Source organism: Staphylococcus sp. CWZ226, assembly GCF_018986355.1.
Taxonomy (GTDB): Bacteria; Bacillota; Bacilli; order Staphylococcales; family Staphylococcaceae; genus Staphylococcus; species Staphylococcus simulans.
On record NZ_JAHMSB010000002.1, the window covers coordinates 233,467 to 246,749 of the forward strand.

A 13,283-nucleotide genomic window follows, 5' to 3' on the forward strand; every position below is an offset into this window, starting at 1 on the left:
TCACACTTTTCACCTCTGAATCTTTATAGTTTATAGGGTTACGTGAGGATACGACATGAAAGTCACTTAGTTTCATTGTATAATAAGTAGATAGTGTAAGGAAAATAAAGGAGATTTTTATTTTATGGAAAAGATGAATATCACGAACCAAGAACATGATGCATTTGTTAAATCTCATCCCAATGGTGATTTGCTTCAACTCACACAATGGGCAGAAACGAAAAAGCTGACTGGTTGGTACTCTAGACGTGTCGCAGTAGGTGAAGATGGAAAAGTTAAAGGTGTCGGTCAATTATTATTCAAGAAAATACCGAAACTACCTTATACACTTTGTTATGTCTCTAGAGGGTTCGTCGCAGATTATGATGATAAAGCAGTCATCGAAGCCCTCCTTCAATACACAAAAGAAATTGCTGAAGATGAAAAAGCCTATGCGATTAAAATCGATCCAGATGTAGAAGTGGATAAAGCAGGGGATGCTTTAGGTAATTTAAGACAATTAGGATTCAAACATAAAGGATTCAAAGAAGGCTTATCAAAAGATTACATTCAACCACGTATGACAATGATTACACCGATTGATAAAACAGATGATGAATTGATTCAAAGCTTTGAACGTCGTAACCGTTCAAAAGTACGTTTATCATTAAAACGTGGAACGAAAGTAGAACGTGCAGGTCGCGATCAACTTAAAATCTTCGCAGACTTGATGCGTATTACTGGGGAACGTGATGGTTTCTTAACACGTGATATCAGCTACTTTGAAAATATTTACGATGCATTACATCCTGACGGCGACGCAGAGTTATTCTTGGTTAAATTAGAACCGAAACCTGTATTGACAGAGTTAAAAGGTGAAAATGCAGAAGTTGAACAAGATATTGAACGTCTGAAACAAAAGAAACAAGATAAAAAGACGTTGAATAAAATCAAAGATGCTGAAGCTAAAATTGCGCGTAACCAAAAATTAATCGATCAAATGGAAGAACTATACCAACGTGAGCCAGAAGGTGTTTATTTATCAGGCGCACTGCTTATGTTCTGTGGCCACAAATCATATTACTTATATGGTGCATCTTCTAATGATTATCGTGATTTCTTGCCGAACCATCATATGCAGTTTGAAATGATGCGTTATGCGCGTGAAAAAGGCGCTACAACATATGATTTCGGCGGTACAGATAACGACCCGGATAAAGACTCAGAACATTATGGTTTATGGGCATTTAAGAAAACATGGGGTACGTATTTAAGTGAAAAAATCGGTGAGTTTGATTATGTCTTAAATAAACCATTGTATTATATGATTGAAAAAGCAAAACCAGCATTAACAAAAGCTAAAATCAAAGTTTCTCGCAAAATAAAAGGCAGAAAATAATACAGTTAGACAACATATTTTCATAAGTATAGATAAAGGGGTTGAGACTAATATTGGTCTTAATCTTTTTTCTTGGAGAAACCTAAAATGTTGAGTGAAATCAACGACCTTTTAAGGCGGGGTGTGTTAAATTTAAAGTAACGAGAAATGAGGAGGAAAGAGCGCATGATTAATCGTTTGCTGAAGTTCTCTTTAGGCAATAAATTCGCTGTATTTTTAATGGTTGTATTAGTCATCTTGGGCGGTGTCTATTCCAGTGTAAAAATGCGTTTAGAATTATTGCCTGATGTAGAAGAACCGATGATATCTGTCAATACTGTCTTACCGGGTGCCACACCTCAGACAGTGCAAGAGGATATCAGTGATAAAATAGATAATCAGATCAGAGGCATGGCGCATGTCGAAAATGTCAAAAGCCAATCGTTAGAAAATGTTTCTATGGTCCAAGTTAGCTATGAAGATGGTACAGATATGGATAAGGCTGAAGAAGCATTAAAGAAAGAAATTGATAAACTTAAACTCACGGAGGATGCAAGGGAACCTGAATTAATGAGGAATAGTATGAATGCATTCCCTGTAGTTGTTTATTCATTTTCAGATAAAAATGGAAATTTAGAGAAAGCGACGAAAGCGATTGAGAAACAACTCATTCCGAAATTAGAAACTGTTGACGGTGTTCAAAATGTACAAATGAACGGTCAAACTGCACGTCAAGCAACGATTAAATTCAAACAAAGCGAATTACAAAAACGTGGTATGAGTGCTAAAGGTGTGGAGGACTATATTAAAAATGCTTCTGGCAAAACACCTTTAGGTTTATTCCAATTCGGTAAAAAAGAAAAATCCATTGTAGTGAATGGAGAATTCACTTCAGCAGATGCATTGAAAAACTTTGTAATTCCTGTCAGCGCAGCACAAGGAGAACAAGGCCAACCTGGGTCAGATGAAAGTTCAATGATGTCACAAGGTTCACAAGGACCACAAAGTAATGACATGGTGAGACTTTCAGATATCGCCGATGTTAAAATCGGACAAGAACGTGAGTCAATCTCCAGAACGAACGGTAAAGATGCGATTGATGTTCAAATCGTAAAAGCACAAGATGCCAATACTGTTCAAGTGAAAAAAGATACAGATGCGAAAATTAAAGCGTTTGTGAAAGATAATAAAGATTTAACACAAACTAAGATTATGGATACCGCAAAACCAATCCAAGATTCTATTTATACAATGCTTGAAAAAGCGATTCTTGGTACGATAGTTGCGATTATTGTCATCTTATTATTCTTACGTAATATCAGAACAACAGCAATTTCAGTCGTTTCAATTCCAATGTCGTTATTAATTGCGATGATTGCCTTGAAGTTATCAGATGTCTCATTGAACATCTTGACTTTAGGTGCATTAACCGTCGCAATCGGACGTGTAATTGATGACTCTATTGTTGTTATTGAGAATATATACAGACGGATGTCCGATCCGAAAGAGCGAGAGAGCGGCGACAACTTGGTTATCAGCGCGACAGCTGAAGTATTCAAACCGATTATGTCTTCTACGCTTGTAACGATTGTCGTCTTCTTACCATTAGTCTTTGTGGCTGGTTCAGTCGGTGAGATGTTCAGACCATTCGCACTCGCAATTACATTTAGTTTATTAGCATCATTACTAGTATCTATCACTATTGTGCCGGCATTAGCTTCAACGTTCTTTAAAAATGGTATCAAACAAAAACGTCAACGTTCGTTAGGTGCAGTAGGCAGAGGATACAAAAAAGTATTGAATTGGTCGTTAAACCATAAATGGATTGTCTTAATTATAACGACTGTTATTTTAATCGGCAGTATCGGATTAGGTGCTGCGAAAATAGGAACGAGCTTTATTTCCACAGGTGAAGATAAATTCATGGCGTTGACTTATACACCAAAACCTGGTGAAACAAAAGAACAAGTACTAAAAAATGCTGAACAAGTTCAAAAATATCTTAACAGTAAAGATAAAGTGAAGAAAGTTCAGTATTCACTAGGTGGCGCATCACCAATTGATCCGACAGGCAGTACAAACAATATGGCTGTGATGATTGAATATGCGAGTGATACGAAAAACTTTGATACAGAACCAGACAGAGTATTAAAACATATCGCAGGCTTTAAACAAGAAGGCGAATGGAAATACTTAGACATGGGTACTGGCGGCGGAAATAATGAAATTGAAGTTAAAGTATCTGGTCCATCAGGTCATGAAATCAAAGACACAGTGAAAGCAATCGAAGATAAAATGAAACAAACATCAGGTGTAGTGAACGTTAAATCTGATTTAACTGAAGTCTATGACCAATACACAATAGATGTTGATAAAAACAAAGCAACCGAAAAAGGCTTGTCAGCGGGTCAATTAGCGATGGGCTTAAATCAAAACATTCCAGAAACAACACTGACAACGATTAATGAAAAAGGTCATAAAGTCGATGTAAAAGTTGAAAAAGAAAAACAAACGAACTGGACCAAAGAGAAATTAAACAATCTTGAAATTCCGACACCGACAGGAGAAATGGTTCAGCTGAAAGATATCGCAACATTAAAATCAACACAAACACCAAGTAAGCTGATTAAAGAAGATGGCGACTATACTACAACTGTAACAGGTAAAATCAGCGGTAAAGATGTCGGCGGTATTTCAACGAAAGTAATGGATAAAGTAAATAAAGTCGATAAACCAGCGAATGTTAAAATCAATTCAGGCGGTGCGACAGATGATATTAATAGAGCGATGACGCAATTAAGTCTAGCAATGATTGCGGCAGTTGTAATTGTCTATCTTGTACTCGTATTAACATTCAAAGGCGGCTTAGCACCATTTACCATCCTATTCTCACTTCCATACATTGTGATTGGTGTGGTGTTAGCTTTAGTATTCACAGGAGAAACACTTTCTGTACCAAGTATGATCGGGGTCTTAATGTTAATAGGTATTGTCGTAACCAATGCGATTGTACTCATAGACCGAGTTATCAATAATGAGCATAAAGGTATGGAAATGAAAGAAGCGTTGTTAGAAGCGGGCGGAACGAGAATACGTCCAATCTTAATGACAGCACTTGCGACAATTGGCGCACTTGTACCGATGTTATTCGGACAAGACAGCTCTATCTTGATTTCCAAAGGTTTAGCCGCAACTGTAATAGGCGGACTGGTTTCTTCTACTATTCTTACACTGATAGTAGTACCAGTTATTTATGAAATTCTATTTACGCTGAAAGATAAAGTAACACATATGTTTAGCTCAAAACGTAAAAAAGAGAATTAAGTTTAAAATTTAAATAGCATCTGATTTCTACGCACTTTCTGCATATAAGCAGGGAGTGCGTTTTTTATTATGAGAGTAGTTGTACATTATAATAATGAATATACTCAAATAATTCAGAAAAATTTGAATGTTATCTTCACATATTCATTCAAAGGTTTTATAATTGGATAAATATAAGAGGAATGGAATTGGAGGTAACATATGGAGTTATTAATCGCATTTTTGGTGGTAATGGTTTTTATATTCATTGGGGAGTGGGGATCTAATTTTTCGAAAGCATACATACCTTCTGTATTTATTACAGCTGCGCTTTTCACGATTGGATTTTGGACATTCTTACCTAAAGATATTGTTAATCAAGCATCATTTGGTAAAGAATTTGTTGCTATAGCAGTACCGTTATTACTTGTTCATTTAGGTACAATGATGGATTTGAAACAACTTGCTGCACAATGGAGAGCAGTTGTAGTTGCTTTAGCAGGAGTAGTCGGTACTATGGTTTTAACGCTGACAATCGGAACATTGTTATTTGATTGGCATACAGTTGTTGCTGCTGTGCCACCATTAACAGGAGGTGTTATTTCTGTAGCACTGATGTCAGATGGGTTAAAAGCAGAGGGATTAACGACTTTAGTTGCAATTCCTGTCGCAATGTATATCACACATAGTATTATTGGTTATCCATTAACATCTGTTGTATTGAAAAGAGAAGGGAAACGATTATTAAAGCAATATGATAATCAAAAGCTTGATTTTAAGAAAACAGAGTTGAGTCAAGAAGCCGATGAAACATTAACAAAAAAGCCGACTTTTTTAAAAAGTGAGAAATTTCAAACACCTGCATTTTTACTTGCAAAAGTAGCATTGGTTGCGGTACTTGCAGTACTACTCGAAAAGGCAACAAACAAAGCAATTAATGGGAATGTTATTGCCTTAGTATTAGGGGTTATTTTCCATCAAATCGGCTTTTTAGAAAAGCAAATTTTAAATAAAGCCAAAGTGTTTAATTGGTTAATGTATGGTTTATTAGCATTTGTATTCTCGCAACTTAGTATGACAACACCGAAAGTATTAAGTGGAATCATGATATTAATTCTGGTTTTGATCGCATTAGGTATTTTAGGTATGTATCTAGCTTCATCTTTATTATCTAAACCATTAAAGATGAGCAAAGATATGGCATTTGCGACAGCGTTAACTGCATTGTTCGGCTTCCCAGCTGATTATATTTTAACGAATGAAGTCGTCAACAATTTAACGAAAGATGAGAAAGCACGCAATGTCTTAATCGATTATATGATGCCGAAAATGTTAGTGGGCGGATTTGCGACGGTATCTGTCGCTTCTATTATTATCGCTTCACTATTTCTTAAATTATTGTAAGGAAAGGGTAGAGTTGAATGGTAAAAGTATTATTTAAAAATGCACAACTTTTTAATGGAGAAACATTTGTAGATAATCAAAGTTTTGTAGTCGATTCTGAAACGGGAAAATTTGTTAGTTCAAGCGATAATGCTGATGAGACGGTTGATTTAAAAGGACAATTTGTAGTACCTGGTTTAATTAACACGCATACACATATCGTTGCTGATCCGTATGGTAAAGTAACGAAGCTAGGATCACCAGATAGTAATCCGGTTACCGCAACTTATATGGCGTTAAAGAATTTAAGTGATTTATTGAGCGATGGGGTAACATATATTAGAGATGTCGGTTCAATTTATGATGTAGATTTAGAACTAGCTAAATTAGAACAGCAAGGTGAATTGTTGGCACCAGGTATTGTTGCTTCAGGCAGCCCATTGACCATGACTGGCGGTCACTTCTGTGAAGGCAGCTACGAAGTTGATGGTGTTGATGAGGTGCGTAAATTTGCTAGAAAATTATTAAAAAAAGGCGCTGGAAATATTAAATTAATGGCAACAGGAGGTGTTTCATTTAGTGGTGAAACACCACATGATGTTCAATTGTCATTAGATGAATTAACAGCTGCAGTCGAAGAAGCCCATCATAAAGGCCGAACAGCCTGTGCACATGCACAAGGGACAGAAGGTATTAAAAATGCGATTTTAGCGGGTGTAGATTCGATTGAACATGCTGTATTCTTGGATGATGAAACAATTCAATTATGTTTAGATCACGAAACGTTTATCGTGCCAACACTGATTGCGCCATATGCGATTAATCAAAATCAAGAATTATTACCAGATTTTATGGTTCAAAAATCGTTAGATATTGAAAAAGCGCATTTTGAAAGTATCGGTAAAGCAGCTAAAGCAGGAATTAAATTAGCAATGGGTACAGATTCGGGTACAGCTATGAATAATTTTGATACACATTCTACTTTTGAAATGGAATTAATGACGCGTACAGGTGCGACTAATTTACAGACACTTCAAGCTGCAACAATTAATGCAGCAAAACTACTTAAAATTGATAACCAAGTAGGTTCAATTGAGGAAGGCAAACTTGCTGATTTTATTATTCTAGACCATAACCCATTAGAAGACATTAAAGCATTACAGGAACAAAAAATAGTTTACAAAAAAGGTATCAAAGTTACCAAATAAACCAAACAAGCCCCTCAGCTCGTATAATACGCGGCTGAGGGGCTTTTCTTTCTTAATATAATACAAATGTTAAAATAGTACTGATTACGAAAATTAAAAGGGTCATCACATTTAATAAGAAGACACCTTTTTGATCGCCTTTTGAATACTTGAAGGCTGTAATCTCCACATTACCTACAAGCATCACAATGACCGCAAACTCCCACCATGCTACTGGAGGAACTGTTAAGTTAATCATTGCGACAATAAGGATGAGTAATCCACCCATGACCATGCGTAAAACACTACTGTAGATTGTATTCATTTTATAAATACTGATATAACTTACAAATAAATACAAAACGGGTAGTAATAATAGATAGAGTTGCATCGCGTGTACTTCCTTTCTGATAATCGCAAAACACGTTGAATCATGGCGTGTTTCTATTCAAGATGTCGATTTTATTGCTGTTTTATTTGTGAACGGACGTGTGCGATTTCATGTTCGATTTGTTCAAGCTGTTTAATCAATGGATCGACTTCTTGACCTGTTGATTCACGCTTTTCCAAATCGTCTTGCAGACGTACGTAATCTTGTTTTAATTCTGCTAATTGACTTTCTAAATCCAAAAGATACACCACCTTATTGATTTTTATTATCAATAATAATAGTATATCATGGAAAGATTAGAGATGTAATTACCGAGAAATGACATTTCATGACGAATGAATGTCTCAATGATAATAGAGAAAGAAGGGTGACTTATGACAGGCAAATTCGCAGTCATTGTTATATTGATTGCGCTTGGGTATTTACTCAAACGTATCAATATTTTAAAAGAAGAAGATAACCAAGTACTGGCTAAATTAGTGCTGAATGTGACGTTACCTGCATTAGTCATCGTCAATTTAAACAAGGCTGAACTAGATATTTCACTATCTGTATTACCGGTTATGATGGTCATTTACGGTATTATTGCAAAAGTTATCGCTATCAGCTTTTTCTTAAAATATGACAATGAGATGCGAGGTACCATCGGCATGATGATGGCATCACTGAATATCGGCTTATTTGCTTATCCGCTAGTACAAGCGATTTGGCCGAAAGTCGGCATGATTTATTTCGGTATGGCAGATATCGGCGGTGCGATTGTCATGTTCGGTATCACTTATTTTATAGGCAATTATTTCAGCAGCAGCGGAAATAATACTTTTAATCTTAGATTCCTTATATTGAATTTATTACGTTCTATTCCATTGATGACTTATTTGATGATGTTTGGTTTAAATATGAGTAACCTGCATTTACCAGATCCTGTTATCAATTTCTTAGATGTATTGGCACAAGCGAATATGCCGTTATCTATGATTCTCTTAGGTTTAATGTTGAACTTTAGAGTAGAACGTCGTTATTTACCGATTGCCTTGAAATATTTGGCTATTCATTATGGCTTTGGACTCATAGCGGGCTTACTCGTTTATTTCTTTTTACCAGTCTCTGACCAAATGATAAAAACGACTTTAATGGTCATTTGGTTGTTGCCAATCGGCGTTGCGGTCATACCTTACTCCATTCAATTCCAGTACCGTACATTGCCTTTGATTGGCATGACCACCAACATGACGATTGTGATCAGTATCGTCATACTCTATTACTTCCAAATGTTTTTCGTATAATAAAAAAGGGATTGTCAACCATTACTTAAGGGGCTGACAATCCCTTTAATATTTCTATTATCTTCTTCGATATTTTATTAGAAAGTCATTATGCTTTTAATCCGCCAAGAATGAAAGCTGCGACGACAATTAATACAATCCCTGCAGTAATTCCAAGCATTTGACGTTTATCTTTACGTTCTTTCAGTATAAAGATACCGCCGAGTGTTGAAACGATTACTAGTAATTGTGAGAATGAGAAACTTGTTGCGACGCCGACTTTAGGTTGTGAGTAGAACAAGAATAAGTTACCAATGGCCCAAATCACACCTGGCAACAGGTTACGTAACGTATAGCGTGTAGACGTTTGGTGTTTCGCTGATAATAAGAAACCACCGATTGCCATACCAATTGATTGGAAGAATAAGGCATCTAAGCCATTAACGCTAAAGATTTGCGCCACAACCACATATACGACATAGCCGACTGTTGAAATTAATAAAATCACAATTGCTTTACCTAATTTAGATTGGCCTTCGCTCGATTCATTTTTACCTTTAAGTGAAGTCAATGCGATACCGCCCACTAATAAAATCATCGCTAATAGACCTAAAACGACTTGTGTTCCTGTACTCCATTCCCCTAAGAATATTGCGCTGAATAATGTAGTACCAACCAGCTGCATTCCTGTAGAAATCGGCATAGTTTTAGAAACACCGATTAAATCAACAGAGCGTAGTTGGTAACCTTGACCTAATGCCCAAAATGCACCAGAGATCAAACCGACAATAATGACTTTAGGTTCAAAACTAGAATGTCCTGTTAATAAGAGAACAATACCTACAATCAATGCGCCGAGTGTCGTGCCTCGGATTTGATTGTAAGGTCCGCCTCCAACAAGAACGTTAATTAAAACAACACTACCCCAAAAGAGGGCAGGCAGTAATGCGATAAGTAAATCCATCTTCTATCTTTTCCTTTCTATATTTAAACTTACCCCTTAATAAAATAAGAATAAAACAAAGACAAATAAATGGAAAATAAAACGTTTGCTATGAAGGTTAACCTCATAACAAACGCTTATATTATTTGATATATTTGAATTTTTTACGTTCTGAACGAATGTCGAAACCGAGTTCACTGAAGCGGTCTACTAATTGATCATTTTTACTACGTATTTTGAAATAGACTTTATTAATATCATCATATTTAAAAGCAAAGTTAATCGCATGACTTAATAAATTAAAAGCAATTCCTTCATAACGATAATCCGTATGAGATGAGAAATATTTAATTTCTGCTTTATTTTTATCAGGTTTGACTTGCAAATATAAGTAGCCTTTTAAAATACCTTCGCTGACAAAAAAGAATAAATGATTGTTCTCATCTAGTGTATTGACAATTTCAGAAGCAGACATTGCTTCACGACGGAAGTTTTTCTGATGTAAGCGATCGAAATGTGCGAAAAAAGCTTTGTGATATGGAATGATTTGACGTTCAGCCGCAGGACTTGTTTCAATTGTGTGATCAGTTGAAAGATAATAGTCAGTGAACGTATAGTGTGCATCAATGGATTTCATCAATGAACTTTTATAGTCGTCTGTAATATCAAATGAAAAATTGAAATGAGATTGATCAGGTTGATCTGCAATTAAAGTTTCAAAAAGGCTTTTAAAAGCTTGCGCATCTAATTGATCATTTGAATTGATGAACGGCCCAACCATTTTAAAATGGTTAGTATCATAGGAGAATCCACCCATCAGCATACGGACTTTGTCACTTTCGTCAATGAGCGCGTAGACGCCTGTGTCTTGTTTTAAAGCCTCAATACTTTGTGTCAATGAAACGTTTTTTTCGTGAAGCTTATAAATATCGGAACAATAGGATGTATCGGCTTGGTGAATAAAACTTTGGATGTCTTGAACAGCTTCAATTTTAACGGCTTTCATAAGAACCTCCTTGGTTGTTATATAAAGAACACCTTTTTATTTATTATACTTTGTTTTGTGTTGAGATAAAAGCAAAGGTACGAGAAACAAGCACAATAAATCATGTTACAATAGAAATACGATTTTGAGAAAGGAAAATGAAGATGAAATCATTAATTCTAGCAGAGAAACCTTCTGTGGCCCGTGATATTGCGAACGCATTGAATGTACATCAAAAGCGTAATGGCTATTTTGAAAACAATCAATATATTGTGACATGGGCTTTAGGTCATCTGGTAACGAATGCGACTCCAGAACAATATGATTCGAAGTTTAAAACATGGGATTTGCAAGAACTGCCAATTATCCCAAAATATATGAAAACAGTCGTTATTCCAAAAACAAAGAAACAATTCAATACAGTCAAATCATTGATGTTAAAAGATGTAGTTAAAGAAATTATCATTGCGACTGATGCTGGAAGAGAAGGGGAGCTCGTTGCACGTTTGATTTTAGATAAAGTGCATAATAAAAAACCGATTAAACGTTTATGGATCAGTTCGATTACAGCCAAAGCGATTCGTAACGGGTTCAAACATTTAAAAGATGGTAAAGCATACTTGCCATTATATCGTGCAGCATTAGCACGTAGTGAGGCAGACTGGATTGTTGGGATTAATGCGACGCGCGCATTAACAACGAAGTATGATGCACAGTTATCATTAGGTCGTGTTCAAACACCGACGATTCAACTTGTTCAAATGCGCCAAGATGAAATCAGACATTTTAGACCTTCTAAATATTATACGTTTGAAGCACAAGTGGATGGACAAAACTTTAAGTTGATTTCAAAACAACGTATCTATGACAAACAAGTATTCACAGATATGGTTCAACAATTAGAACAACAAACGGGCATTGTTGAATCAGTAACATCAAAACGAAAGAAACAATATCCTGCGAAGTTGTTCAGTTTAACTGATTTACAACAAGAAGCTTATCAACGTTATCGTATGGGTGCGAAAGAAACACTGAATACTCTTCAAAACTTATATGAACGTCATAAGTTGGTTACGTATCCAAGAACGGATTCGAACTATTTAACGGATGATATGGTAGAAACATTTAAAGAACGTTTACAAGCATTGCTTGCGACTGAGTATAAAGAAGCGGTGCGTCCATTAGTCAATAAACAGTTCAGTGCTAAAATGGGTATCGTAAATAATCAGAAGGTATCAGATCATCATGCGATTATTCCAACAGAAATTCGTCCTAACATGAATGATTTGAGCCAACGTGAACAAAAGGTCTATTTAATGATTGCAGAACGATTTATAGAGAACTTGTTGCCGCCGTATGAGTATGAAGCGGTCAAAGTTATCTTGAAGGTCGGTAAGCAGACCTTTGAATTGCAAGATAAAGTAACCTTACAACTTGGTTTCAAACAATTACGCAATGAATCAACCACACAATCAGAACCGATACAATTTAAACAAGGTGCAACTTATAAAGTCCAACGTTTCCATATTCAAGAACATGAAACAACACCGCCGCCATACTTTAACGAGGGAACATTGTTAAAAGCAATGGAAAGTCCTCAAAAGTTCTTTGAACTCAAAAATAAAAAACATTCACAAACTCTGAAACAAACAGGCGGTATTGGTACGGTAGCAACACGTGCAGATATAATCGAAAAGCTGTTTAATATGAATGCGATTGAAGCAAGAGATGGTCATATTAAAGTTACGTCTAAAGGACGCCAAATTTTAGAACTCGCACCACAATCACTTACTTCACCATTGCTTACAGCAGAATGGGAAGAAAAATTAACGCAAATTGAACAAGGTAAATATGATGCACGTCAGTTCATAAAAGAGATGAAACATTTTACTGAAACTATTGTGAATGAAATCAAAAACAGTGAACAGAAATATAAACATGATAACTTGACCACTACAGAATGTCCGACATGCGGTAAATTCATGATTAAAGTCAAAACAAAAAATGGTCAAATGCTTGTATGCCAAGACCCAGCATGTAAGACAAAGAAAAATGTACAACGTAAAACGAATGCACGTTGTCCAAACTGTCATAAGAAAATGACATTATTCGGTAAAGGTAAAAAAGCGACATATCGTTGTGTTTGCGGTCACTCTGAAACACAAGAACAAATGGATCAAAGACATAAGAATAAAGGTAAAGGCAAAGTATCTAAACGTGAGATGAAGAAATATATGGGTAAAGAAGAAATGAACAATAATCCATTCCAAGATGCTTTGAAGAATTTGAAACTTTAATTAGAAGACACACTCATTAACGAATTTTAACGAACAATATTTAAAAATATAGTGTTGAAATCGTTCGAAAATGAGTGTGTTTTTCAAATTTCTATTAAAATTGTTTGGTTTTTTCTTAAATCTTCATTGTATTTTCTTTGAATAGGGATTAGAATATTAAGGTATTTCATTT

General features: G+C 35.6%; 10 protein-coding genes. 6 read left to right on the forward strand and 4 right to left on the reverse strand.

Features of this window, described 5'->3' with window-relative positions:
• Positions 1 to 124: 124 nt before the first annotated feature.
• The 4 genes from KRR19_RS02815 (at position 125) to KRR19_RS02830 (ending at position 7,251) form a co-directional block, all read left to right on the forward strand.
• Entirely contained in the window at positions 125 to 1,378 is a 1,254-nt protein-coding gene (locus tag KRR19_RS02815; protein ID WP_156666533.1) for a lipid II:glycine glycyltransferase FemX, read from the forward strand.
• 165 nt (positions 1,379 to 1,543) lie between these two features.
• Positions 1,544 to 4,681: an efflux RND transporter permease subunit gene (locus tag KRR19_RS02820; RefSeq protein ID WP_156666534.1), complete on the forward strand. Its 3,138-nt coding sequence runs from the start codon at positions 1,544 to 1,546 to the stop codon at positions 4,679 to 4,681.
• Between the two features lie 201 nt (positions 4,682 to 4,882).
• A complete protein-coding gene (locus KRR19_RS02825) occupies positions 4,883 to 6,064 on the forward strand; it encodes a hypothetical protein (protein WP_061054624.1) in 1,182 nt (393 codons plus the stop codon).
• Positions 6,065 to 6,081: 17 nt separating this feature from the next.
• On the forward strand, positions 6,082 to 7,251 hold the full coding sequence (locus tag KRR19_RS02830) for a metal-dependent hydrolase family protein (RefSeq protein WP_002479582.1): 1,170 nt from the start codon (positions 6,082 to 6,084) through the stop codon (positions 7,249 to 7,251).
• Between the two features lie 52 nt (positions 7,252 to 7,303).
• Here the strand turns inward: KRR19_RS02830 and mspA are convergent, their stop codons facing one another.
• Together mspA and KRR19_RS02840 are read right to left on the reverse strand one after the other, a co-directional pair.
• Positions 7,304 to 7,621, reverse strand: coding sequence for a membrane stabilizing protein MspA (mspA, locus tag KRR19_RS02835; RefSeq protein ID WP_002479581.1), 318 nt, complete (start codon positions 7,619 to 7,621; stop codon positions 7,304 to 7,306).
• A 71-nt stretch (positions 7,622 to 7,692) separates the two neighbouring features.
• Positions 7,693 to 7,860, reverse strand: coding sequence for an SE1832 family protein (locus KRR19_RS02840; protein ID WP_002479580.1), 168 nt, complete (start codon positions 7,858 to 7,860; stop codon positions 7,693 to 7,695).
• A 135-nt stretch (positions 7,861 to 7,995) separates the two neighbouring features.
• On the opposite strand from KRR19_RS02840, the gene KRR19_RS02845 reads away from it, so the two are divergent.
• Positions 7,996 to 8,907, forward strand: a complete 912-nt coding sequence (locus KRR19_RS02845) for an AEC family transporter (RefSeq protein WP_002479579.1) — start codon at positions 7,996 to 7,998, stop codon at positions 8,905 to 8,907.
• Positions 8,908 to 8,995: 88 nt separating this feature from the next.
• Here KRR19_RS02845 and KRR19_RS02850 read toward each other — a convergent pair whose 3' ends face one another.
• Together KRR19_RS02850 and KRR19_RS02855 are read right to left on the reverse strand one after the other, a co-directional pair.
• The gene (locus KRR19_RS02850; RefSeq protein ID WP_002479578.1) at positions 8,996 to 9,850 is read right to left on the reverse strand and encodes a GRP family sugar transporter; all 855 of its coding nucleotides are present in this window, start codon (positions 9,848 to 9,850) and stop codon (positions 8,996 to 8,998) included.
• Between the two features lie 121 nt (positions 9,851 to 9,971).
• The gene (locus tag KRR19_RS02855) at positions 9,972 to 10,835 is read right to left on the reverse strand and encodes a GNAT family N-acetyltransferase (protein ID WP_216733429.1); all 864 of its coding nucleotides are present in this window, start codon (positions 10,833 to 10,835) and stop codon (positions 9,972 to 9,974) included.
• A 143-nt stretch (positions 10,836 to 10,978) separates the two neighbouring features.
• On the opposite strand from KRR19_RS02855, the gene KRR19_RS02860 reads away from it, so the two are divergent.
• Positions 10,979 to 13,111 (forward strand): DNA topoisomerase III, encoded by a 2,133-nt coding sequence (locus KRR19_RS02860; RefSeq protein ID WP_207021227.1) that lies wholly within the window; start codon positions 10,979 to 10,981, stop codon positions 13,109 to 13,111.
• The last annotated feature ends 172 nt before the right edge of the window (positions 13,112 to 13,283 follow it).